The sequence below is a fragment of the Martinezella sp. CNPSo 3957 genome (genome assembly GCF_057784395.1).
This window is the reverse complement of the sequence record NZ_JBXSOU010000020.1, coordinates 14,275-36,976: the sequence shown is the minus strand read 5'-3', so window position 1 is coordinate 36,976 and position 22,702 is coordinate 14,275. Positions and strand designations below refer to the sequence as shown.

Below are 22,702 nucleotides of genomic sequence, written 5' to 3'. Positions count from 1 at the left end.
TTCTCCCTCACATTACATCGTCCGGATGCCGGCCTGGCTTATGGTGATAGGTCGGAAAGGTCCAGCCGAACCAGAGCGCGCCGCCGCGCACCGCAAAGGCCGCGATCACTCCCAGCCCCGCCGAGGCATAAAGCGGCAGCATCGTTGCATTGGCGGCGGTGAAGACGCTGGCGCCGACGAGCGAAGCGGTCACATAGATTTCCGGACGCAGCAGCACCGAAGGTTCGTTTGCCAAGAGATCACGCAGGATGCCGCCGAAGGTCGCCGTCAGCGCGCCGGTGACGATGGCGACGGTGGGCGAACCCGTCGCCGCCATGCCCTTGGCCGCCCCCATCACGCAATAGGCCGACAGCCCCACCGCATCGAGCCAGATAAGCAGCCGGTAGCGCGATTCGAAGAGGTGCGCGGTGAAGAAGACCAGAACGCCGACCACGGCGCAGATGATGATATAGGTCGGGTTCAGCACCCAGAATACCGGCACGCGGCCAAGGACGATATCGCGCAGGGTGCCGCCGCCAATGCCGGTGACGGCCGCCAGGAACAGGAAGCCGATCAGATCGAGCTGCTTGCGCGAGGCCGCGAGCGCGCCGGTTGCGGCAAAAAGGGCGACGCCGGCATAATCAAGAAACGAGAGAAGCGACATCGAAAACTCCAGCGGAACGCCCGCGATTTTTCCGAAATGAATCACGACGGCAAGGGCCGCGCAAGCAGGCGCGTGCAAAGATGTCGCAGCGGCTGCGACTGTTATCGCGGCCGTAACGGCGCTTCGAAAAGGAATCCCCCGTGAAATCCCTGCTGATCGTGATCCTCAACCTCTTCGCTCTCGTGGTCATGCCCGCCGTGGCCGAGGCGCAGCAATCGATCCTGCAGGACCCCGTGGCCTTCGAGAAGGACCATTTCACCAAGAGCTGCGACGGCCAGGTGAGCTTCGGCGACAAATTCGCCACCCAGCAGGACATCAACAACGACAAGCTGATGGATATCGTCGTCAATGAAGGTGAGATCACCTGCAAGGGCGAAAAGGGACCCTACTGCACTGACGAAGGCTGCCCCTACAATTTCTATGTCCAGGTGGCCGAAGGCGGCTACCTGATGATCGCCACGGCGAAGATCTATGGCTACGATTTCATCCAGCGTTTCGGAAACATGGTGCTGGTCATGAAGATGCATCCGCGCTTCTGCGACCGCAAGGATGGCGAAGCGGTCTGCGAGATCACCGTCAGAGTGCGCGGCACCAAATTCGTTACCATATCCCAGAAATAGGTTTTACGGCGCGGACACGTCATTCCAGGCCGGACAGATGGTAACGGTCCGGACACGTGGTAACGGTCCGGTCACGTGGTTATGGTCCTGGATACAGGGCGGAGGTGCGGCCGGCGGCGTAATAGCCGACCAGACCGACCCATTCACGCAATCCGGTCGCCAGCAATTGCGCATTGCGCGAGGGCTGTGTGAAATCGAAGCCGAGACTTTCCTTGCCGGTGCTGCGATAGTCGACCGGCCAGGGCACGACATTGATGCCCTGCTTGCGGAAAATGCCCATCGAGCGCGGCATGTGGAAGCCTGAAGTGATGAGCAGGCAATCCGAAAGCCCGTTCTGCGCCAGCAGCTCCTTCGTATTGACGGCATTCTCGAAGGTGGTGCGCGAGGTCTTGTCCTCGACCATGCGGCTTGTCGGAATGCCGAGCGCGGTGAAGAAACGCTCGGAAATCACGGCATCGCCCTCATAGGTGCCGCCGATCGAGCCGTCGCCGCCCGAGATCACGATGCGCGCCTGCGGGTATTTCTGCGCGAGACGCAGCGCTTCGATCAGGCGATCGCCGGCCGAATCGAGTTCGTAGCCGCCTCGGACCGTCGTCACCTCGTTCTGCGTGGCGCCGCCGAGAACGATCATGCATTTGAGATCGACGGGATCGGCAGCCGGATGCGGAAAGCGCTCTTCGAGCGTTTGAACGACATAGGCGCCGGCCGTCGTATAAAGCGAGACAAACAGGATCAGCGCCGACAAGAGCGCCGAGGTGATGACGGTTGCTCGCCAGCGCAGCAGAGCGGCGATGAATGCCAACAGGACAAACAAGAAGGCCAGCGACAGCGGCTGACCGAAGATCCAGACAAGTTTCGAAAAAACGAACACGGCACATCCTCACGCTTGTCGGCAAAACGATTCGCTTTACTCCCTAGCAGATTTTTGTGCACTGCAATGTGGCTATTTCGCCCGCCGTGCCAGCGGCGGCGGCGCGAAGCGCTGATTGAAGCGGCGCTGCAGCGGACGGGGGATGAAAAGCGTCGACAGCGCCAGGACAAGCGCGACCATCGACACCAGCCAGAGCGCGTGTGCGCCAAAGGCGCCGGCCAGAAGCGCGCCGATGATGGCGCCTGATATCATGCCGCTCCAAGGCACGATCTGCACCGTCCAGAGAAAATCCCGATCCCCCAGCAGGAAACGGCCAAGACCACGCCCGAAGCGCGACAGCGCCCCGGTAACATAGGTGAGGCCGATGGGCAGGCCTTCGATATGCTCGACCGTGGCATTGACCATCCCCATAGCAAGAACCACCAGATAGAACTGCACCAGAAGCAGCGACGGCTCCGCAAAGCCCGCGGCAGCGGCCAGAAGGATGCTGACGCAGGCAAGCACCACGAAAGCTCGCCGATCCGCCGCATGGGCAATGACGATGCCGAGCGCATTGCCGATGATGAATGTCAGGATGGCCGAGAACAGCACCGCCGCATGACCAAACTCGCCCATTCCGAGGGCAATCGCCGCCCGTGTCGTATTTCCGGTCATGAAGGACACGAAATTGCCCGTCAGCATCAGGCCGACGGCATCAGTCATGCCCGCCAGAAAGGCGATCGAGGCAACGAGCAGAAACCCCGTCACGGTACGGCGGGTCTTGATGAGACGACGGCGGCGCTGTCTGGTCATGGGCGATTCGGGGCGAGTTACGGAGGATTGGAGGGTAGCATGAAGGCGAGGATATAGCTCGAGACACCCGACCTATTGTTGTCCTTCATGACAAGCATTTTCGCCTCGCTGCGAACGCATTATTCTGTAACAAGCTGATATGGAATATTCTAGGAGCTATTGCCACTCAAAGGTGCCGCCATGCGTCCCCCTCCAACGGGCAACCCCACGAAAGAATACGGAAGTCCGTCCTCTTGTAATGATTCGGGATTGACTTTTTAGCATCGCATGTTCTCACCGAATCAATTCCGGTGTATAGTGCTCCGAACAATGACAGGTTTTGACACTATGGCCCACTGGTATAACTCCAAAAAAGCCGCACAGATAGCGGCCTTCTTTGCAAAGCGGCAAGGCGGCCGAATTAATATTCTTAAGCTTGTTAAATTGGTCTACTTAGCGGACCGCAGCTTCATCGCGAAATACGATTCCTCGATGCTGAATGATCAGCTTGTGTCCATGGACAACGGTCCCGTAAATTCCACTACGCTTAACAAGATAAACGGTTTCACGCCGGACACCGGTTGGAACGAGTTCGTTACAGACAGAGAGAATCATTTCGTTGGGCTGGCTGATGCCGACATTCAAATCGAAGCGCTTGATGAACTTAGTCGCGCTGAAGTCCGAACTCTAGAAGAGGTTTGGGTCGAATTCGGACATATGGACCAATGGCAACTGGTTGAATACACACATAGGCACTGCTTGGAATGGGAAGATCCCCATGGCTCATCAACGCCAATACCTTATGAGCGGCTGCTAAAAGCGATTGGTAAAGAAAACGTTAATGGCATTGACCGTAAGATTGCAACGGATCGTAAACTCTCCAGCATTCTTAGGGATTAATGACTTACGTCGTCGCTCGCCGTGCAACATTTTTAGTACCATCTGGTTCATACCGGTCGGAGGATGGACTCCACCTCCACATTGTTTCGACCGATCCTTGCGCGGCAGGCAAATGCTTGCTTTTGACGGTTTCGACCATTCGAGATGGGATTTGGTACGATCCCACTTGTATGCTTCCAGCCAATTGCCACGAATTCATTAAAGCTGACAGTTATGTGGATTATCGACACTCAGTGGTGAAGAACTGTGAATCGATAGCTAAATGCGTTGACGGTTGGGTTTACCATCCAAAGGCAAGCATGGACGGTGGACTTACAGACAAGGCATTAGAAGGTGTCCGCGCGTCGGACATGACCCCAAAATATGTAATCAATTATTTGGCGTCTTTGGGACTGTAGGTGATTTAGCAGAATGTCCGTGAGGTTATCTACATAAGAACCCGCTTTCGTTACTGCGTAACTTCAGCGCGACAGCCTTCGTCTACTGGCTTGCCGAACCGAAGCTCGGAGAGCGAAGGCTGGTGGAGCTAAGCGGGATCGAACCGCTGACCTCTTGCATGCCATGCAAGCGCTCTCCCAGCTGAGCTATAGCCCCATCAAGATGGTGCCGTTTGACCGGCCCTGGGTCCCTTCCGAGCGCTTCGCCCGTCGGGGTGGCGGCTTATTACTTGTGGTTTTCACAGATAGCAAGCCGAAAAATTCGGCCCGGGAAATTTTTTCTTTCACCGGGCCGATCGTCTTTCAGATCAGACGTCGTCTTCGTCGCCGGTGACGCCGATGATGTCGCTCATGTCGTCATCGTCTTCATCTTCATCGGCTTCGAGGAAGGTATCGTCGTCATCGTCGCCGATTTCGACATCGTCATCGCCGATATCCGGAATGTCGTCGCCGCTTGCAGCCTCATCGGCATCTTCGAGCGATACCAGTTCGACTTCCGTGTTTTCGGTATCGACTTCGGCCACTTCGTCCTCTTCCGGAACTTCCTTGGAAGCGGAGGTTTCTTCGAAGAAGGACAAGGGCCAGGACTTGCCGGTATAGGGCGAGACCACCGGATCCCGGTTCAGGTCATAGAACTTCTTGCCGGTATCGGGGTCGGTACGTTTTGTTCCAAGTTCCGCTTTCGCCACTGTCAAAGCCTCATGAATGGCCGAATGAAAATTCGGCAATGCCGGGGAAGCCGGCGTTTTAAGGGAAATATCAGCCGGTCCCCTTAATCGTTGCCGCCGTTTCTGTCAAAGCTAAAGTTCACGCCGCTTTGCATAGGGTTTTAGTATAGTGGTCGGCGGGCCTCTGCCAAAGGGCTACACGAAGCGGAAGGCCGTCGAGGAGATGCTCACCCGGAAAATGCAATGGCCCAGGCGCGCTGAGCCATAGATATTGGAAAGATACACCGCCGGAATTCATCGCAGCCCAGATGAAAGGCGTTGTCGGCATCATCGACAATTGCCATGGAGATGATTGACGACAAGTGGAAGGTGAGCCAGAACCGGCCCTGGCTACCGCAGAGCGTCGCCGAAGGCCTCACGACGATCGATCGTACGGAGGCAGCGGAAATGACCGATCTGCTGCATCGCCAAGCAAATAACGAAAGACCGGGTAGGGACGGAAGAAGACATGATCATCGCCATCGACGGACCAGCGGCTGCCGGCAAGGGAACTCTGGCACGCCGGATCGCCGAAGCCTATGGCTATCATCATCTCGACACCGGCCTCACCTATCGCGCCACGGCCAAGGCGCTGCTCGATGCCGGGCTGCCGCTCGACGACGAAGCGACTGCCGAAGGCATGGCGCGCAAGGTCGATCTCGCCGGGCTTAACCGGGCCGTTCTGTCCCGACACGAGATCGGCGAGGCAGCCTCGAAAATCGCCGTCATGCCGGCCGTCCGCCGGGCTCTGGTCGAGGCGCAGCGTCGCTTTGCCGAAAAGACGCCAGGTGCCGTGCTCGACGGCCGCGATATCGGCACCGTGGTCTGCCCGGATGCGCCGGTAAAACTCTATGTGACGGCTTCGGTCGAAGTGCGGGCGAAGCGGCGCTACGAGGAAATCGTCGACGCCGGCGGCAGCGCCGATTACGACGCCATTTTCGAGGATGTGAAACGGCGCGACGAGCGCGATATGGGACGCACCGACAGCCCTTTGAAACCAGCTGAAGACGCGCACTTGCTAGATACCTCAGAAATGAGTATAGAAGCGGCGTTTCAGACGGCGAAATCGATCATCGACGCCGCTCTGAGCCGAAATGCCTGAAAATTTGAGCGGCCTTCGCGCGCCTCGCGCCGGAAACCGCCGATTTCAAGATAGCCTGACATTCCGTCCAAGCGCCGGATAGCTTCCCGAAGGGAGGCGGACTGGGGTCAGGCCTGTTCAACGCGAACCACCGGCGCATCAGTGTCCAGATTGCATGATCGGGACACGCCAGGAGATTTTATGTCTGTAACTTCCCCCTCTCGCGAAGATTTCGCGGCCCTTCTCGAAGAATCCTTTGCCAAGAACGATCTGGCTGAAGGCTATGTCACCAAGGGCATCATCACCGCCATCGAAAAGGATGTCGCCGTTGTAGACGTCGGCCTCAAGGTCGAAGGCCGCATCGCGCTGAAGGAATTCGGTGCACGCGCCAAGGACGGCACGCTCAAGGTTGGCGATGAAGTCGAAGTCTACGTCGAGCGTATCGAAAACGCGCTTGGCGAAGCCGTTCTGTCGCGCGAAAAGGCTCGCCGCGAAGAAAGCTGGATCAAGCTCGAAGTCAAGTTCGAAGCTGGCGAGCGCGTCGAAGGCGTCATCTTCAACCAGGTCAAGGGCGGCTTCACCGTCGATCTGGATGGCGCTATCGCCTTCCTGCCGCGTTCGCAGGTCGACATCCGTCCGATCCGCGACGTTACCCCGCTGATGCACAACCCGCAGCCCTTCGAAATCCTCAAGATGGACAAGCGCCGCGGCAACATCGTCGTTTCGCGTCGTACGGTTCTGGAAGAGTCCCGTGCCGAGCAGCGTTCTGAAATCGTTCAGAACCTCGAAGAGGGCCAGGTTGTTGACGGCGTCGTCAAGAACATCACCGATTACGGTGCGTTCGTTGACCTCGGCGGCATCGACGGCCTGCTGCACGTCACCGACATGGCATGGCGCCGTGTGAACCATCCGTCGGAAATCCTGTCCATCGGCCAGCAGGTCAAGGTGCAGATCATCCGCATCAACCAGGAAACCCACCGCATCTCGCTCGGCATGAAGCAGCTCGAGAGCGATCCGTGGGATGGCATCCAGGCCAAGTATCCGGAAGGCAAGAAGATCTCCGGTACCGTCACGAACATCACCGACTACGGTGCGTTCGTCGAGCTGGAGCCGGGCATCGAAGGCCTCATCCACATCTCGGAAATGTCCTGGACCAAGAAGAACGTTCACCCCGGCAAGATCCTGTCCACGAGCCAGGAAGTCGAAGTCGTCGTTCTCGAAGTGGATCCGACCAAGCGTCGTATCTCTCTCGGCCTGAAGCAGACGCTGGAAAACCCGTGGGCAGCATTCGCCCGCAACCATCCGGCTGGCACCGAAGTCGAAGGCGAAGTCAAGAACAAGACCGAATTCGGCCTGTTCATCGGCCTCGACGGCGATGTGGACGGCATGGTTCACCTCTCCGACCTCGACTGGAACCGTCCGGGCGAGCAGGTCATCGAAGAGTACAACAAGGGTGACGTCGTCAAGGCTGTCGTTCTTGACGTTGACGTCGAGAAGGAACGCATCTCGCTCGGCATCAAGCAGCTCGGCAAGGATGCAGTCGGCGAAGCAGCAGCTTCCGGCGACCTGCGCAAGAATGCAGTCGTTTCCTGCGAAGTCATCGCAGTCAACGAAGGCGGCATCGAAGTGAAGCTCGTCAACCACGAAGACATCACCTCGTTCATCCGCCGCGCCGATCTGTCGCGTGACCGTGACGAGCAGCGCCCTGAGCGTTTCTCGGTTGGTCAGGTTGTTGACGCTCGCGTCACCAACTTCTCCAAGAAGGACCGCAAGATCATGCTGTCCATCAAGGCTCTGGAAATCGCAGAAGAGAAGGAAGCCGTTGCTCAGTTCGGTTCTTCCGACTCGGGCGCTTCGCTTGGCGACATCCTGGGTGCGGCTCTGAAGAACCGCAACGCCGAATAATCTTCGGTCGAAGCCTGGAAACAAAAGACCCGCCGGAGCGATCCGGCGGGTTTTTCTTTGTCCACTATGCGGTGCCCGTGCCGCCTGTCTGCTGCGAGCCGGCTATTCCCAGGCGACCATGCGCTGGTAGAAATCGAAGGCATGGTCGTGCAGAGGGTCGCGCAGAGGCTGCGGCAAGGCAGCGAGTTCCGGCCTGACATTATCGTCCCTCGCGGAGGCCGGGCCAGCTTCCGCTTCGTCGGATGCCTCGCTCTCTGACTTTGCCGATGCTTCCTCCGCATCGGCGTGCTCTTCATCCTGACCTTGCCGGCTCTCCTCGTCCTGAGCTTGTCCGCCCTCCTCATCGCCGACGGGATCGACGCGATTGAGCAATTTCGATTCGCTGTTCTTGGCGGGGGTGTCTGCCGGCAAATAATTCGCCACGACGAAGGGAACGCCGAGCGGCAGGGGTGCCGACATCGTCGCCTGCTCCGCAGCCTCATACACTGCCATCGGCGTTACAGGCGACGCCTGCAACGTCGGCTTGCCGGAAGCGATGGCAAGAGCGTCGGATGCCTCGGGTCCTTCCGCCAGTGACACCGGCATGGCCGCCGCCGCGACCGGGCTCTTGGCACCTTCATTGACGGCCGGCGGCTGCGCCGATGAGGCTTGCGCGGCAGCATTGCCGGTCAGTGCCTGGGCGATGATCTTCTCGACGGAAGAGGAAGGATTGTTAATGATCTGAAGAAGATCGGAACCGGTCGCCATCGCGGGCGCGCTAATCACGACCTGCAGGCCCTGTTTGATGTCGGCTTCTATCTGCTGGATATCGCGCGGCACCGGCGGCGGCACGAGCGGCGACCGGATCAGCGCGACTTCGGTCGGGAGCTCGGCTTCAGCGGCGATCGCCGTCAGCAGCACGCTCGCGGTCAAATCATCGACGAGAGAAGCGAGTGCGGAAGGCTGGACAGTGACGGCCGCAGCGGCAGCGGCACCGCTGCCGGCAGGCGCGGCTTGCGGGGCGGCGATAGTACCGTTTTGTGCAACCGCTTGCGCCGGAGCCATCTGCGCAGCAGCCAGCGCGGATTGAGATTGTACGGACATGCCCGATTGTGACGTCGGCTGCGCCGCAGGTGCCGGCTGTGCAGCAGGCTGAGCCGTCGGTGGTGTGGCCGGCGCAGGCGCAGGTGCGGGCATAGCGGAGGCCGGTTCTTCTGCGGCAGCTGCGAGTGCCGTCGCCTGAGCGACCAGATCGGCTACCTTCTGCAGCGGAGCCAATGTCGGTCCCTGCGCAGCTGGCGTTTCCACTTTGCCGGCATTCTGCCCATAGGAATTGACGACCGCCTTCAGGACGGCGTCCGGCTCGGTGACCGACGCCTGCTCCAGGCTGAGAGCCAGCTGCACCGCCTGCGGGCTTTCCGGATCCTGTAATGCCGCTGCCAGAAGCGGCAGTGGCAATGGCGTCCTCATCTGCGCATCCATTCGCTGCTGCGCGGCGGCGAGTTGCGGCGGCGTCAGGCTGCGGATTGCGGCGGCTACACGTTGCGCATAGGCGGTATTGCTTTCGCCCGGCTCACGGGAAACATTGACCACCTTGCTGGCGGCATCGATCGCGGAAAGCAGGCTGTCGAGCATGCGTTCGCGGGCCGCGACCAGCAGCATGTTCAGCTTTCCCTCGACGCTGGCATTGACGGTGCTCGATAGAACGGCGAGCGGCGTTGCCGTCGTCTGAAGCCCGGAGGTCTCGGCCGTCGCGGCAATCGGCTTCTCAACGGACACACCCACAGCGGACACGGCACCAACGGGAAGCAACATGACATGCTCCTTTGTCTGGCAAGACGACGATGGAAGCGGAAAGCAGGTTCAATCGAGGTCCGCTCATGCGGCCTGTGGATTTCCTAGCGCCGGATGACCGAACTGACGAGGCGCGAACGCGCAGAACTGGAAATCATCCGCAAAATAGCAGTCGAATCCTTAACAGATCCCTAAATAAAAGGACCAATGCCACTTCCGCGACACTGGCCCCTGGACTTCGCGCTGCAAGCGAAGCAATCAGCTATGCGCGAAGATATCCGCCTCTTCCCAGCCAAGGAGGTCGAGCTTGGCGCGCGTCGGCAGGAAGGCGAAACAGTCATCCGCATAGTCCATGCGGCCGTCGCGCAGCAGGCGTTGCGTCAGCTTTTCACGCAGCGCATGCAGATAAAGCACGTCGGATGCGGCATATTCGAGCTGCGCCGGGGACAGCGTTTCCGCCGCCCAGTCGGACGATTGCTGCGCCTTGGAGATATCTACCTCGAGCATCTCCTTGAGATTGTCCTTCAGGCCGTGACGGTCGGTATAGGTGCGGCAGAGGCGCGAGGCGATCTTGGTGCAGAAGACCGGTGTCGTGGTGACGCCGAAGGTGTGAAACAGCACGGCGATGTCGAAGCGGCCATAGTGAAAGATCTTCTGATGCGTCGGGTCGGCCAGCATGGCAACGAGATTGGGAGCCTGCGTCTGGCCAGCCGCAATGCGGATGATGTCAGCCGTGCCGTCGCCGGGCGAAAGCTGCACGAGGCAAAGCCGGTCACGCCGTGGAACGAGGCCGAGAGTTTCGGTGTCGATGGCAATGGCGCCGGTGTAGCGGGCGGCATCCTCAGTGGAAATATCGCCTTCGTGATAGCGGATGGTGGCAGCCATGAGATTCTCCAGGCTCTGTCGTTCTGAATTCGCTTTTCGTCCGTTCTATAGAACGGAGAGGATGAGAACCATACCGGCCGGTTAAAATGTCGGCGGCGTGTTGATCCAGAGCAGTATGGTCTCACCGTCATGGCGATTGCGCCAGGAATGATAGCGGCGGCTTTCAAAATAAAGGGAATCGCCTGGCAGGAGATCGAAGAACTGGTCGCTGTCGAGCACCAGCTCCAGGTGACCGGCGAGAACATGGATGAACTCCTCGCCCTCGTGGCGATAGGCACCCTCGCTCGTCGCACCGGGTGCGAGCACGAAGCGATGGCAGTCCATCATCGTCCGTCCTTCGGCGAGAAGCTGGACAGTGACGCCCGGCGTCGTTGCCGGCCAGGCACGCCATTCGCCGGATCGGACGAGCGCGGAAGCATCCTCCCGCTCCTCGCCGGACAGGCGCGATACCGTCGTGCCATAATAATCAGCCAGATCATGCAGGGTCTTGAAGCTGACGCCTTGCGAGGTGCGTTCCAGGGTCGACAGCGTCGAGGAGGTCATGCCCATGTCGGCGGCGACCTGATCCAGCGTCTTGCCGGCGGCATGACGGAGCGACCGGAGCCTGCGGCCGATATCGGAGGAAGCTGCTTGCTCGCCATTTTCCAATCCGGCGGCACCGCCTTCCTCCGTCTCGAGTGCTTCGCGAATCGCCGCAGGATTGAGGCCACGTTCGGCGCGGAACCATGCAATACGCTTCAGTCGCGCCACATCCTCGGCGTTATACTGGCGGTGCCCGGTCTCGGAGCGGGAGGGAACCACAAGCCCCTGGCTTTCCCATAGCCGCAGCGTGGAGGCCGACACGCCGGCAAGACGCGCCGCTTCCGCCACCTTGTAGCGCACCGGATATCGCTCCGGCTCGATGCTGCTCATTCGCCAAGATCCCTGGTTATCGTTTTTCGATCCGTTTAGCACGGATGAAGCGACTTAGCGCGCCTTAAAGGAAAGCGGCAACCTTCTGCCAGCCTTCGGCGCATTCTTGTCTCTCTCACAAAATCCCGCTTGAAATCCTACAGGAAAAATGTAGGAGTTTTGTAAATAACTTGCAGAACTTCTGCAAGATAATTCGAAAACATGTGGGAGCCACTGCAATGACCTTGACCGAGCGGAAGAACGCCGCCATTTCCCGCGGCGTCGGCATGACGACGCAGATCTATGCCGACCGTGCCGAAAATGCTGAGATCTGGGACAAGGAAGGGCATCGCTATATCGATTTCGCTTCCGGCATTGCTGTGGTGAATACAGGCCATCGCCATCCCCGCGTGATTGCCGCCGTCAAGGAACAGCTCGACCGTTTTACGCATACCTGCCATCAGGTCGTACCCTATGAGAGCTATGTGCATCTGGCCGAGCGGCTGAACGCGATCGTTCCCGGCGATTTCGCCAAGAAGACGATCTTCGTGACGACGGGTGCCGAAGCGGTCGAAAATGCCGTCAAGATCGCCCGCGCCGCCACCGGCCGCTCTGCCATCATCGCCTTTGGCGGCGGCTTCCACGGCCGTACCTTCATGGGCATGGCGCTGACCGGCAAGGTCGCACCTTATAAGATCGGCTTCGGCCCGATGCCGGGCGATGTTTTCCATGCACCCTTCCCGGTGCCGCTGCACGGTATCAGTGTCGAGCAGTCGCTGGCGACACTGAAGAAGCTGTTTGCCGCCGATGTCGATCCACAGCGTGTGGCCGCGATCATCCTCGAGCCCGTGCAGGGCGAAGGCGGCTTCTATCCCGCGCCAGCCGCCTTCATGAAAGCGCTGCGCGAGATCTGCGACCAGCACGGCATTCTCCTGATCGCCGACGAGGTGCAGACCGGCTTTGCGCGCACCGGCAAGATGTTTGCGATGGACCACCATGAGGTGGCGGCCGATCTCGTCACCATGGCAAAGAGCCTTGCCGGCGGCTTTCCACTCGCCGCCGTCACCGGCCGAGCCGAAATCATGGATGCACCCGCTCCGGGCGGCCTCGGTGGCACCTATGGCGGCAATCCGCTTGGCATCGCCGCAGCCCATGCGGTACTCGACGTCATCGCCGACGAGGGCCTATGCGACCGCGCCAACCAGCTCGGTTCGCGCCTGAAGCAGCGGCTGGAATCGCTGCGCGACAAGGTGCCTGAAATCGCCGATATCCGCGGCCCCGGCTTCATGAATGCCGTGGAATTCAACGATGCGGCGACGAAGCTGCCGAGCGCGGATTTCGCCAACAAGGTGCGGCTGATCGCGCTCGACAAGGGCTTGATCCTTTTGACCTGCGGTGTTTACGGCAATGTCATCCGCTTCCTGTCGCCGATCACCATTCAGGACGGCGTCTTCAGCGAAGCACTCGACATTCTCGAGGCATCGCTGCTGCAGGCAAGCGCCGCCCACTAATCGCCGCCATCAGCATTTTCTTAATTATCCGCCCGCGCGGCCAGCCGGGTGAAACCTGTCGGAGTGCATAGCATGTCCTTTACAACAGCAATGACCAAGCATGTGCCGTTCTCCTCGCGCTTCCTGCGCGCCGCCGGTTATATCAACGGCGCCTGGACGGCTGGCCGGGCGACGAAGACATTCGATGTCGTCAATCCCGCCACCGGCGAAGTGCTCGCGACGCTGCCCGATATGGGCGCCGCCGAGACGACCGCAGCCATCGATGCCGCCTATATCGCCCAGACCGCCTGGGCCGCCCGTCCGGCTAAAGAGCGGGCAGCAATCTTACGGAAATGGTTCGATCTCATGATCGCCAATGCCGATGAGCTGGCGGCAATCCTGACCGCCGAAATGGGCAAGCCGCTTCCTGAAGCCAGAGGCGAGATTCTCTACGCTGCTTCCTATGTCGAATGGTATGCGGAAGAAGCTAAGCGCATCTACGGCGAAACCATCCCCGCCCCCTCCAACGACAAGCGCATGGTCGTCATCAAGCAGCCGGTCGGCGTTGTCGGCACGATCACGCCCTGGAATTTCCCGGCCGCGATGATCGCCCGCAAGATCGCGCCAGCGCTGGCCGTCGGCTGCACCGTGGTCTCGAAGCCCGCCGAACAGACGCCGCTGACGGCGATCGCGCTTGCCGTGCTTGCCGAGGAGGCAGGCATTCCCCCAGGCGTCCTCAACATCATCGTCGGCATCGATGGCCCGGCGATCGGCCGCGAGCTCTGCGGTAATGCGAAGGTGCGCAAGATCAGCTTCACCGGCTCGACCGAAGTCGGACGCATCCTGATGCGCCAGTGCGCCGACCAGATCAAGAAAGTCAGCCTCGAGCTCGGCGGCAATGCGCCCTTCATCGTTTTCGATGATGCCGATCTCGACGCAGCCGTCGAAGGCGCCATGGCTTCGAAGTATCGCAATGCCGGCCAGACATGCGTCTGCGCCAACCGCATCTATGTGCAATCCAATGTCTACGACGCCTTTGCCGCCAAGCTCGCCGCAAAAGTGGGCGAACTTTCCGTCGGTGACGGCTTCAAGCCGGGCGTAACCGTGGGGCCGCTGATCGACGAACAGGGCGTCGCCAAGGCGGAAGACCATGTTCGGGATGCCATTTCGAAGGGTGCTCGCGTCTTGGCGGGCGGCCAGCGCATCGAAGGCGTCGGCACCTTCTTTGCGCCGACCATCCTGACTGGCGTCGACCGGAGCATGAAGGTCGCCCGCGAGGAGACATTCGGGCCGGTGGCACCGCTCTTCCGCTTCGACACCGTCGAGGATGTCATCGCCCAGGCGAACGACACCGAATTCGGCCTCGCCGCCTATTTCTTCGCCGGTGACCTCAAGAAGGTTTGGCGCGTGGCGGAAGCGCTGGAATACGGCATGGTCGGCATCAATACCGGCCTGATGTCGACAGAGACGGCACCCTTCGGCGGCATCAAGCAATCCGGCCTCGGTCGTGAAGGCTCGCGCCATGGCGCCGACGACTATCTCGAAATGAAGTATCTCTGCATCGGCAATCTGTAGCCGGCTATCAGGTTGAGGTGATATGAATGCGGCCCTGCCACAGGCGGGCCGCGCTCAGCCGGTCGGTGTAAAAGGCGCCGGTATCGAGATTGAGCCTGAGACCATTGACTTCGGCCTGCTGGATCGGTGTATGGCCATGGATGATCAGCTTCGGCAGCGGCTGTGCGCTGTCGTAGAAGCGTGAGCGGATGAAGACGAGGTCGTCGTCTTGCTGATCGGCAATCGACCGATCCGGATCGATGCCGGCATGGACGAATAGCACCTCTGGCGTATCCAGCAGGATCGGCAGTCGGCGCAGGAAATCGACATGACCCTCTGGCAGCCAGCTTCGGATAAAGGTATCGAGCTTCTTCCGCTTGGGATATAGCTGCTGCAAACGAGGGATATCCACGCCGTAGGAGGCGAGCGTCGCATCCCCGCCGAGCGCCACCCAATCCTCAAGCGATATGTCGCCATCGACATAGGACAGCATCGCCATCTCGTGATTGCCGGTCAGGCAGATGCGGTCGAAACCGTTCGGCGGCGGCGCCATCAGGCGACTGACGACCTGCGCCGAGGCAGGACCGCGATCGATAAAATCCCCCAGCATGATGATGAGCTTTCGGCCGGGAAGCCCCGCCGCGTCGGCAAAGATCTTGCGCTCCAGCGCGCTCAGGAGATCGTAACGCCCGTGGACATCGCCGATGACGTAGGTGGGCATGTCGAGGTGTTCGAGCCATTCCCGGCGTCGGCGATGGTCGAAGCCATTGGTCATTTTTTCGCGTATCCTGGACGCCGCCATGAAACTGCCTTTCGAGCGCACACCCCGGAACGCCTCAACTGTGTCTGCAAAAAGAACTCAAAAGCGACGATTCTTTGCCAGAAAGGCGGAAATTATCGCTGGTCACGGTTCTGGCAGCAGGACCGAACCTGCAGCACCAACCCGCCTTGCGGCAAAGCGTCCCGAACGGCACCTTTATGCATGGAGAAAGTTGACAGTGCGTATCCGCAATCTTATCGCGCTACCCACGCTGGCGCGAGACCTTCCGCCGTCAACCCTGGAAACCCAGAAGTTGGGGCCTCGGCACGAGGGCTGCCGCCTCAAATTGGAACGTCCCATTCATGGCGACTGTAAACCTATCGTGAAGCCGTGATGGATACGACGACAGCGCTCCAACTCTGCCGCTTTCTGCATGATGCATCCTTGATGCTTCTATGGGGCGCATGCGCCTATCTCTCTCTCCTCGTACCAAGAGCACTTGCCGACGCCGTTTGGCGCATGATTGCGAGACCGTTTGTGCTGATTGCCGTGGTTGCGGTTTTAACGGCACTGGCCGCGCTGCCGGTGACGACGGCGGATATCGGCAATGGCTGGAGCGATGCGCTCGATGCCGGCATGATCCATGAAGTGGCTTTCGAAACCACGGTCGGGCTCGCCTGGCAAGCGCAGGCGCTGGCAGCCATCGTGATGATTTGCGCCTCGCTGCTGCCGCAGAGCCGGTGCCGCCATGGGCTGGCCCTGGGCGCCGGCATTGGCCTTGCCTCTCTGTCATTGACTGGGCATGCCTCGATGCTGGAGGGATGGATGCAGCAGGTGCACCGGGCCAATGATATCCTGCACGTGCTTGCCGGCGGCGGCTGGCTGGGGGCGCTGGTGCCGCTGATCCCTATCCTTAAGCTTCTCGGCCGGCCGGAATATAGGACGGAAGCGCAAGTGGCGTTGCGCCGGTTCTCCAATGCCGGTCACGTTGCAGTCGCACTGGTCATTCTCTCCGGCATCGTCAGCACGCTGCTGATTCTGAAACGCCTGCCGACGGACTGGTTTTCGTCCTATCAGAAGCTGCTTGCCATCAAGATCGCCCTGGTTGCCGTCATGACCGTATTGGCGATCATCAACCGCTACGTCTTCGTTCCCTGGATCAGCCGCAAGCCGGACCGCGCGTTGCTGGCCCTCCGGCTCGGAAGTATCTCCGAGATCGTGATCGGCATTATCGTTATCGCGCTGGTCGCCGTCTTTGGCATGATGGAGCCGGTCTAGCCCCCGAGCGCTTTCACGACCGACCGAACGGCCGCCGGATCTTGTGTCGTCGGCTTGTATTCCAGGCCCACCCTGCCGCGATAGCCTTGGGCGTACAGCCAAGCCAGCCGTTCCGCCAGATCGATATGGCCGGTGCCGGGATCGTTGCGGCCGGGATGATCGGCAACATGGAGATGGACGATGCGGTCGATGCGATCGCCGATCACCTGCTGCGTGTCCTCGCCCATGACGGCCGAATGATAGAGATCGTAGACAATGCCTATTTCCGGACGGCCGACCTCATCGACGATATCAAGGCCCTCCGCCGTCGAAGACAGGTAATAACCGACATGGTCTATCTTCGTATTCAGCGGCTCAAGGCCGAGCCGGACGCCGGAGCCTTCTAGAAGGTCAGCACCGGCGCGAAGGGTAGCGACAATGGCCGCGCGCTGCTCGGCGCGGGAAAATTCCGCCAGATCATCGCCGGCCTGCGCGATCAGAACTGGCGCGCCGAGGCGCTGGGCGACAGCAACGGACTCCCGCAGCCCCTGCAGCCAAATTTCTTTGTTTGCCGGATTCGTCAGCGCTATCATCGGCTCCGCCACCATGCCGGACACTGCAATACCGGTTTCGGCGACGGCAGCTGCAATTGCGTCCAGATCCTTGTTCGTCCAGTGCCAGAACTCGACCGCATCGAGTCCCGCCGCATGTGCCAGCTGGACACGATCGGCAAAAGCATCGCCGTCGCGCGCAAACAACCACTCGATACAGGCTGAAAACTGTCGCATGAGATTCTCCTCCCTCGATTTGGTCAGGAGCAATGCGCGAGATCATGCGCAACGGCAAGCCTCTCTAGCGATGATACTGCTGTGGCAGCCGCGGCATTGAAGGTTTGATGGCCTCTACCTTCACTGCTGAGAGCACGCGCATGTCGCGCCGGAAATCGGAAGGCGACATCCCGGCAATATGGCGGAAGGACTTGTTGAAAGCGCTGATGGAGCCAAAGCCGCTATCCATGGCGACCTGCAGAACATTGGCGCCGTCGCGCATCAACATCGCCTGCGCCCGCGAAAGGCGCAGCAGGTTCACATATTTGGCCAGCGTCATGCCGGTGGATTTCTTGAAGAGGTTCATTGCGTATTTCGGATGGAGGTGAGCCGCCTTGGCGATGTCAACCGTATCGATGTCATGGAGGAAATTATCGGCGATGAAATCGCACATTCGCGCGAGGCTGCGCGAAGATTGCGGATGAGCCTGGTCATTGGCCGCATTCCCAGTCTTTTCCGGAACCATGCGATAGGGCTCGAAAGCGATGCGCTCCAAACGCAGCAGGAGCTCCGCGACGGCATGTTCCGCCTTGGCGCCGTCGCCAGACATGACATAGCGATGCCATCTGGCGAAGTTTTCGTCATCGGCGGCATCGGTCGCCGAGCTTATCAATGCCTGTCCACGAATGAGGCGGCCGGAGATATCAAGCGGCAGGCGCAGGCGGAAAAAATGCACGAGCGGCAGATGCGCGCCGGCATAGATCGAATCGTCGGACAGTTCGTCCAGCTGATGCGGCTGGCCGCCCCAGAAAAGACAGATCTCACCGGCTCGCAAAGTAAGCTCGTGATCGCCTATGCGGTAGTGCACGGTCCCGCGGACAATGTAATTGACTTCCACCTGTGCGTGCCAATGCGGCTTTGCCATCGGCAACGGCTGGTTATGAAACATCTGCAGGACGTTTGGGAGCCCTTCGACACTGCTTGCACCCGGCTGATAAACTGCCCGTTGACCCACCTTACTTTTCGCCAAGTCCATGTTCCCTTTTTAGGAGACAGAAGCGTACCGGCGGATAGTTTAAGCGTGTTCTACTGAGGACGGCAATTGAAAAGGGAGGATTTTCAATGCGTTTAAAACTTGCTGGAGCGACGGCACTTGCTGCCCTGCTTGCTTCCGGTTCTGCCTTTGCTGAGCAAACCACCATTACCGTATGGAGTTGGAACATCGCCGCGTCGGCGCTGAAGTCGACGGTCGAGGGATTCAATAAGAAAAATCCTGACATCAAGGTCGAAGTTCAAGACATCGGCAACCCAGGGGTCTTCGACAAGATGCTGGCTGCCTGCGCTGCCGGCGGCGATGGGCTGCCCGACGTCGTGTCGATCGAAAACCACAAGGCTTCGATCTTCTGGAACCGCTTTCCGGACTGCCTGACCGATCTTACGAAGCTCGGCTACAAGGATGAGCTGAAGAAGCAGTTCCCGGATTTCAAGCGCGCCGAGCTTGAGGTCGGCGATGCAGCCTATGCGATGCCATGGGATTCCGGGCCGGTCACCATGTTCTATCGCCGCGACATGTATGAAAAAGCAGGCGTCGATCCGGCAACGATCAAGACCTGGGACGATTTCATCGCCGCCGGCAAGAAGATCTCCGCCGCCAATCCGGGCGTGATCATGACGCAGGCTGATCTCAACGGCGACACCGAATGGTTCCGCATGCTCGCCAACGAACAGGGCTGTGGGTATTTTTCAGGTGACAGCCAAAACATTACCGTCAATCAGCCCGGCTGCGTCAAGGCACTGGAGAAGGTAAAGGAAATCAAGGACGCGGGCCTGATGAGCGCCGCGAACTGGAACGAGAAAATCCAGGCGAACACGGCAAGCAAGGTGGCGTCGCAGCTCTATGGCGGCTGGTATGAAGGCACTGTCCGCTCCACCTCACCGGATCTTGCCGGCAAATGGGGCGTCTACCCGATGCCGAGCATGACGGCCGACGGCCCGCACGCAGCCAATCTTGGCGGATCGTCGCTCGCAATCGCCAGCGGATCCAAGCACAAGGAAGCCGCCTGGAAGTTTCTCGAATACACACTTGGCACCAATGAGGGCCAGGTGACCATGCTGAAATCCTTCGGCCTCGTGCCGTCGCTGCTGACGGCGGTCCAAGATCCTTTCGTCAATCAGCCGCAGCCCTATTGGGGCGGGCAAAAGGTCTGGGCCGATATTCTCGCCACCCTGCCGAAAATCAACCCGAGCCCGGGCACCCAGTATTTCAGTGATGCCGATGAGGTCATAAAGGCTGTCCAGACGAAATATCTCGCTGGTGGCTATCCGAATGGCAAGGCCGCGCTCGACGATGCAGCCCAGCAGATCGCTTCGGCGACAGGTCTGCCGCTCGCGAAATGAGTGACACTACCGGGCGTGCCTCCCAAGCCGCGCCCGGCATCCCCGCCGCCCTAGCATCAAAGAAGTAGCGCGTGACGTCGTCCGAAAACCGCCTACATTTTTCGGCGTCACGCTCTAGGGGCGGCGGGGATGTGATGTCACGCATCATTTTCCTGCGCTAAAGGAGAAGGCTTTCATGCGGTTGCGAAACCGGAGCGCCTATGCGTTCCTTGCACCCTATCTTCTGGTATTCGCCGCTTTCTGGGTCTGGCCGATCATCGATTCGTTCCTGATATCGTTCCAGAATACCCGGGCTAATCCCTGGACCTTCAATCTGTCGCTCAATTGGGGGCGGCTGTTCGGCGATCCGGCATTCTACAATGCGCTTGAAAATACGCTGATCATCCTGATCGTTCAGGTGCCGGTCATGATCACGCTCGCCACCGTCATGGCGGTGCTGCTGAATTCGCCGCTGCTGAAGGCGCGTGGCATTTTTCGCTTTGCTTTCTTCGCACCCGTGGTTGTCGGAGAAGTGGCTTATGCCGCCGTCTTCCGCCTAATGTTCAACGTCGACTTCGGCATCATCAACAAGTTGCTCGGCGGCATGGGCATAGCGCCGGTGTCGTGGTTTGCGGACTCGCATGCCGCAATGGTACTCATCGTTATCGCCGTCACCTGGCGCTGGGCGGGTTACAACGCCATCATCATTCTTTCCGGGCTGCAGTCGATCCCCGAGGATGTTTACGAGGCCGCGACCCTCGACCGCGTCAGCCGCTTCAAGCAGTTCATCCACATCACCCTGCCGCTTTTAAAGCCGATCATCCTCTTCTGCGTCGTCCTGTCGGTCATCGGCACCATGCAGCTCTTCACCGAACCATATCTGATCACCAATAGAGGAGGGCCTGGCGGCGGGACGGAAACGCTCGGCCTGCTGCTCTATCGCCAGGCTTTCCAGTCGACCAACTTCGGCTACGCCTCTGCGATCGCCTATACGATGGCGGCGCTTGCGGTGGCCATCTCTCTTCTCAATCTCTGGGTGGGGCGCGAACCGAAATGAAATCAAAGTCCAAATCCACTCTGATCCGCTCGATCGCCTTGCACGGCCTGCTGGCGCCGCTCGCCATCATCTGGCTGTTTCCGATCTGGATGATGTTCGTCTTCTCGACCATGCCCGATTACGGCATTTTCAGCCCCGGCATCGTCCTGACACCGTCGACTGGTTTCATGGACAACTTCCGGAACCTGCAGGCCGACACCAACTTCGTCGGCGCGATGACGATCTCCATCGTCGTTGCCGTCGTCTATACCTGCCTGTCTGTGCTGCTGACGTCGATGGCTGGATGGGCTTTGGCGCGCTACCAGTTCGCCGGCCGTTCGGGTGTCATCGGCATCATCCTCGGCACGATCACGCTGCCCTACTCCGTCGTCATCATTCCGCAATTCATCATGGTGGCGCGCGATTTCGGGCTGGCGAACACGTGGGTAGCGCTGATCGTACCGCCGCTCTTCAACTCGCTCGGCGTCCTCTTCATGCGTCAGGCCTTCTCGATGATGCCGGGCGAACTCTTTGACGCCGCCCGCGTCGAGGGCGTCAAGGAATGGCAGATTTTCCTGCGCATCGCCCTGCCGCTGGCGCGGCCGACGATGGCGGCGCTCGCCATCATCCTGTTCCTGGCTTCCTGGAACAATTATCTCTGGCCGTTGCTCATCAACTCCCGGCCGGGGATGATGACCGCGCCCGTGGCGCTCGGAACGCTGATCGGCCTCACCAGGGTCTCCTGGGGCGGCATCATGGCCGGTGCCGTGATGCTGACGGCGCCGATCCTCATCATCTTCGTTCTCCTGCAACGCCACTTCATCGCCGGCATTGCCGCCGGCGCAATCAAATAATTCCGGGAGACCCGTATGGCTGAACTGTCTCTTACCAATATCGTCAAACGCTACGGTTCGCTGGAAATCATCCACGGCGCCAATCTCGAGGTGAAGGACGGAGAGTTCGTCGTCTTCGTCGGGCCGTCCGGATGCGGTAAGTCTACGCTGTTGCGCATGATCGCCGGGCTTGAAGACATTACCGGCGGCGAGCTCAAGATCGGCGGCCGAGTGGTCAACGATGTGGAGCCGGCCGATCGCGGAATCGCCATGGTCTTCCAGTCCTATGCCCTGTATCCGCACCTGACCGTCGAACAGAACCTCAATTTCGGGCTGCGTATGAACGGCAATCCGAAAGCCGACACCGACCGTCGCGTCAAGCAGGCGGCCGAGATCCTGCAGATCACGGAGCTGATGCAACGCCGGCCGAAACAGCTCTCCGGCGGCCAGCGCCAGCGCGTCGCCATCGGCCGCGCCATCGTGCGTGAACCGCAGATCTTCCTGTTCGACGAGCCGCTCTCGAACCTCGACGCCGAACTGCGCGTGCAGATGCGCGTGGAAATCTCCCGCCTTCACAAGAAGCTCGGCACCACGATGATCTACGTCACGCACGACCAGACGGAAGCGATGACGCTCGCCGACAAGATCGTCGTGCTGCGCGGCGGCAACATCGAGCAGGTGGGCGCGCCGCTCGATCTCTATGACGATCCGGCCAACCAGTTCGTCGCCGGCTTCGTCGGCTCGCCGAAAATGAACTTCCTGCAGGCGGAGGTCGCAGACAATCAGCAGGGCCGCGTCGCCGTCGTGCTCAAGGGTCAGCGCAACGTTCGCCTGACATTGCCCGTCTCCTCGGCAAAGTTGGAGGTCGGCCAGCCGGTGACGCTTGGCGTCCGCCCGGAACATTTCCTCGAGGCCGGACGGGGTGATGTGGACATGACCGTCGATGTCGACGTCGCGGAGCATCTCGGCAATACCAGCTACATCTACGCCAATGTCGAAGGCGGCGAGCAGATCGTCATCGAGCGCGAGGAGTCCCGCAACACGGGCAATCGCGACAAGCTCACCGTGGCACTCTCGGCCGCCAAGACATTCCTGTTCGACAGCGCCGGCAACCGATTGCGGTAGGCGCTGCCCTTACTCCCAAG

Annotated in this window: 21 protein-coding genes and 1 tRNA gene; 11 read left to right on the top strand and 11 right to left on the bottom strand. The window is 60.0% G+C overall.

Annotated elements, in window-relative coordinates:
• Window positions 1-7 precede the first annotated feature (7 nt).
• A complete protein-coding gene (locus tag AC13QE_RS29350; RefSeq protein ID WP_112338929.1) occupies window positions 8-643 on the bottom strand; it encodes a trimeric intracellular cation channel family protein in 636 nt (211 codons plus the stop codon).
• A gap of 140 nt (window positions 644-783) precedes the next feature.
• Between AC13QE_RS29350 and AC13QE_RS29345 the strand changes: the two genes are divergently transcribed.
• Window positions 784-1,263 carry a hypothetical protein gene (locus AC13QE_RS29345; protein ID WP_132721758.1) on the top strand — a complete coding sequence of 160 codons (480 nt, stop codon included), beginning with the start codon at window positions 784-786 and terminating at the stop codon, window positions 1,261-1,263.
• Window positions 1,264-1,342: 79 nt separating this feature from the next.
• Here AC13QE_RS29345 and AC13QE_RS29340 read toward each other — a convergent pair whose 3' ends face one another.
• A complete protein-coding gene (locus tag AC13QE_RS29340; protein ID WP_488486381.1) occupies window positions 1,343-2,134 on the bottom strand; it encodes a YdcF family protein in 792 nt (263 codons plus the stop codon).
• A gap of 72 nt (window positions 2,135-2,206) precedes the next feature.
• Window positions 2,207-2,926 (bottom strand): YoaK family protein, encoded by a 720-nt coding sequence (locus tag AC13QE_RS29335; protein ID WP_488486380.1) that lies wholly within the window; start codon window positions 2,924-2,926, stop codon window positions 2,207-2,209.
• A gap of 309 nt (window positions 2,927-3,235) precedes the next feature.
• Here AC13QE_RS29335 and AC13QE_RS29330 point away from each other — a divergent pair, with 309 nt between their 5' ends.
• Window positions 3,236-3,805 carry a Panacea domain-containing protein gene (locus AC13QE_RS29330; RefSeq protein WP_488486379.1) on the top strand — a complete coding sequence of 190 codons (570 nt, stop codon included), beginning with the start codon at window positions 3,236-3,238 and terminating at the stop codon, window positions 3,803-3,805.
• Between the two features lie 518 nt (window positions 3,806-4,323).
• Here the strand turns inward: AC13QE_RS29330 and AC13QE_RS29325 are convergent.
• Window positions 4,324-4,399 (bottom strand) — tRNA-Ala (locus AC13QE_RS29325).
• Window positions 4,400-4,550: 151 nt separating this feature from the next.
• The gene (locus AC13QE_RS29320; RefSeq protein ID WP_015338257.1) at window positions 4,551-4,931 is read right to left on the bottom strand and encodes a TIGR02300 family protein; all 381 of its coding nucleotides are present in this window, start codon (window positions 4,929-4,931) and stop codon (window positions 4,551-4,553) included.
• 487 nt (window positions 4,932-5,418) lie between these two features.
• Here AC13QE_RS29320 and cmk point away from each other — a divergent pair, with 487 nt between their 5' ends.
• Together cmk and rpsA are read left to right on the top strand one after the other, a co-directional pair.
• Window positions 5,419-6,051 (top strand): (d)CMP kinase, encoded by a 633-nt coding sequence (cmk, locus tag AC13QE_RS29315; RefSeq protein WP_488486378.1) that lies wholly within the window; start codon window positions 5,419-5,421, stop codon window positions 6,049-6,051.
• Window positions 6,052-6,231: 180 nt separating this feature from the next.
• Entirely contained in the window at window positions 6,232-7,935 is a 1,704-nt protein-coding gene (gene rpsA, locus AC13QE_RS29310) for a 30S ribosomal protein S1 (protein ID WP_132721766.1), read from the top strand.
• A 102-nt stretch (window positions 7,936-8,037) separates the two neighbouring features.
• Here the strand turns inward: rpsA and AC13QE_RS29305 are convergent, their stop codons facing one another.
• The 3 genes from AC13QE_RS29305 to AC13QE_RS29295 form a co-directional block, all read right to left on the bottom strand.
• Window positions 8,038-9,729: a hypothetical protein gene (locus tag AC13QE_RS29305; protein ID WP_488486377.1), complete on the bottom strand. Its 1,692-nt coding sequence runs from the start codon at window positions 9,727-9,729 to the stop codon at window positions 8,038-8,040.
• A 237-nt stretch (window positions 9,730-9,966) separates the two neighbouring features.
• Window positions 9,967-10,593, bottom strand: coding sequence for a ribonuclease D (locus AC13QE_RS29300; protein WP_488486376.1), 627 nt, complete (start codon window positions 10,591-10,593; stop codon window positions 9,967-9,969).
• Between the two features lie 81 nt (window positions 10,594-10,674).
• Window positions 10,675-11,505, bottom strand: a complete 831-nt coding sequence (locus AC13QE_RS29295) for a MerR family transcriptional regulator (protein WP_488486375.1) — start codon at window positions 11,503-11,505, stop codon at window positions 10,675-10,677.
• 218 nt (window positions 11,506-11,723) lie between these two features.
• Here AC13QE_RS29295 and AC13QE_RS29290 point away from each other — a divergent pair, with 218 nt between their 5' ends.
• Together AC13QE_RS29290 and AC13QE_RS29285 are read left to right on the top strand one after the other, a co-directional pair.
• Window positions 11,724-12,995 carry a 4-aminobutyrate--2-oxoglutarate transaminase gene (locus AC13QE_RS29290; protein ID WP_488486374.1) on the top strand — a complete coding sequence of 424 codons (1,272 nt, stop codon included), beginning with the start codon at window positions 11,724-11,726 and terminating at the stop codon, window positions 12,993-12,995.
• Window positions 12,996-13,067: 72 nt separating this feature from the next.
• Window positions 13,068-14,549 (top strand): NAD-dependent succinate-semialdehyde dehydrogenase, encoded by a 1,482-nt coding sequence (locus tag AC13QE_RS29285; RefSeq protein WP_488486373.1) that lies wholly within the window; start codon window positions 13,068-13,070, stop codon window positions 14,547-14,549.
• Window positions 14,550-14,556: 7 nt separating this feature from the next.
• On the opposite strand, the gene AC13QE_RS29280 is transcribed toward AC13QE_RS29285, so the two are convergent.
• Window positions 14,557-15,330 carry a metallophosphoesterase gene (locus AC13QE_RS29280; RefSeq protein WP_488486372.1) on the bottom strand — a complete coding sequence of 258 codons (774 nt, stop codon included), beginning with the start codon at window positions 15,328-15,330 and terminating at the stop codon, window positions 14,557-14,559.
• Window positions 15,331-15,681: 351 nt separating this feature from the next.
• Between AC13QE_RS29280 and copD the strand changes: the two genes are divergently transcribed.
• A complete protein-coding gene (gene copD / locus AC13QE_RS29275) occupies window positions 15,682-16,566 on the top strand; it encodes a copper homeostasis membrane protein CopD (protein WP_488486371.1) in 885 nt (294 codons plus the stop codon).
• Here the strand turns inward: copD and AC13QE_RS29270 are convergent.
• The gene (locus AC13QE_RS29270; protein ID WP_488486370.1) at window positions 16,563-17,333 is read right to left on the bottom strand and encodes a TIM barrel protein; all 771 of its coding nucleotides are present in this window, start codon (window positions 17,331-17,333) and stop codon (window positions 16,563-16,565) included. The two genes, copD and AC13QE_RS29270, sit on opposite strands and share 4 nt — an antisense overlap.
• 64 nt (window positions 17,334-17,397) lie before the next feature.
• Window positions 17,398-18,348 carry a helix-turn-helix domain-containing protein gene (locus AC13QE_RS29265; protein ID WP_310235838.1) on the bottom strand — a complete coding sequence of 317 codons (951 nt, stop codon included), beginning with the start codon at window positions 18,346-18,348 and terminating at the stop codon, window positions 17,398-17,400.
• 86 nt (window positions 18,349-18,434) lie between these two features.
• Here AC13QE_RS29265 and AC13QE_RS29260 point away from each other — a divergent pair, with 86 nt between their 5' ends.
• The 4 genes from AC13QE_RS29260 (at window position 18,435) to AC13QE_RS29245 (ending at window position 22,682) form a co-directional block, all read left to right on the top strand.
• Window positions 18,435-19,709, top strand: coding sequence for an ABC transporter substrate-binding protein (locus AC13QE_RS29260; protein ID WP_488486369.1), 1,275 nt, complete (start codon window positions 18,435-18,437; stop codon window positions 19,707-19,709).
• 175 nt (window positions 19,710-19,884) lie between these two features.
• A complete protein-coding gene (locus AC13QE_RS29255; RefSeq protein ID WP_488486368.1) occupies window positions 19,885-20,745 on the top strand; it encodes a carbohydrate ABC transporter permease in 861 nt (286 codons plus the stop codon).
• On the top strand, window positions 20,742-21,578 hold the full coding sequence (locus AC13QE_RS29250; RefSeq protein WP_015338242.1) for a carbohydrate ABC transporter permease: 837 nt from the start codon (window positions 20,742-20,744) through the stop codon (window positions 21,576-21,578). The genes AC13QE_RS29255 and AC13QE_RS29250 overlap by 4 nt, the downstream gene beginning before the upstream one ends.
• Window positions 21,579-21,593: 15 nt before the next feature.
• The gene (locus tag AC13QE_RS29245; protein WP_488486367.1) at window positions 21,594-22,682 is read left to right on the top strand and encodes an ABC transporter ATP-binding protein; all 1,089 of its coding nucleotides are present in this window, start codon (window positions 21,594-21,596) and stop codon (window positions 22,680-22,682) included.
• Window positions 22,683-22,702 lie beyond the last annotated feature (20 nt).

Coding starts and splice junctions, on each gene's coding strand:
- AC13QE_RS29265 (WP_310235838.1), bottom strand. CDS start 18,348: ATGGACTTGGCGAAAAGTAAGGTGGGTCAACGGGCAGTTTATCAGCCG.
- AC13QE_RS29270 (WP_488486370.1), bottom strand. CDS start 17,333: ATGCGACAGTTTTCAGCCTGTATCGAGTGGTTGTTTGCGCGCGACGGC.
- AC13QE_RS29330 (WP_488486379.1), top strand. CDS start 3,236: ATGACAGGTTTTGACACTATGGCCCACTGGTATAACTCCAAAAAAGCC.
- AC13QE_RS29285 (WP_488486373.1), top strand. CDS start 13,068: ATGTCCTTTACAACAGCAATGACCAAGCATGTGCCGTTCTCCTCGCGC.
- AC13QE_RS29255 (WP_488486368.1), top strand. CDS start 19,885: ATGCGGTTGCGAAACCGGAGCGCCTATGCGTTCCTTGCACCCTATCTT.
- AC13QE_RS29305 (WP_488486377.1), bottom strand. CDS start 9,729: ATGTTGCTTCCCGTTGGTGCCGTGTCCGCTGTGGGTGTGTCCGTTGAG.
- AC13QE_RS29280 (WP_488486372.1), bottom strand. CDS start 15,330: ATGGCGGCGTCCAGGATACGCGAAAAAATGACCAATGGCTTCGACCAT.
- rpsA (WP_132721766.1), top strand. CDS start 6,232: ATGTCTGTAACTTCCCCCTCTCGCGAAGATTTCGCGGCCCTTCTCGAA.
- AC13QE_RS29295 (WP_488486375.1), bottom strand. CDS start 11,505: ATGAGCAGCATCGAGCCGGAGCGATATCCGGTGCGCTACAAGGTGGCG.
- AC13QE_RS29245 (WP_488486367.1), top strand. CDS start 21,594: ATGGCTGAACTGTCTCTTACCAATATCGTCAAACGCTACGGTTCGCTG.
- AC13QE_RS29290 (WP_488486374.1), top strand. CDS start 11,724: ATGACCTTGACCGAGCGGAAGAACGCCGCCATTTCCCGCGGCGTCGGC.
- cmk (WP_488486378.1), top strand. CDS start 5,419: ATGATCATCGCCATCGACGGACCAGCGGCTGCCGGCAAGGGAACTCTG.
- AC13QE_RS29335 (WP_488486380.1), bottom strand. CDS start 2,926: ATGACCAGACAGCGCCGCCGTCGTCTCATCAAGACCCGCCGTACCGTG.
- AC13QE_RS29350 (WP_112338929.1), bottom strand. CDS start 643: ATGTCGCTTCTCTCGTTTCTTGATTATGCCGGCGTCGCCCTTTTTGCC.
- copD (WP_488486371.1), top strand. CDS start 15,682: ATGGATACGACGACAGCGCTCCAACTCTGCCGCTTTCTGCATGATGCA.
- AC13QE_RS29300 (WP_488486376.1), bottom strand. CDS start 10,593: ATGGCTGCCACCATCCGCTATCACGAAGGCGATATTTCCACTGAGGAT.
- AC13QE_RS29250 (WP_015338242.1), top strand. CDS start 20,742: ATGAAATCAAAGTCCAAATCCACTCTGATCCGCTCGATCGCCTTGCAC.
- AC13QE_RS29260 (WP_488486369.1), top strand. CDS start 18,435: ATGCGTTTAAAACTTGCTGGAGCGACGGCACTTGCTGCCCTGCTTGCT.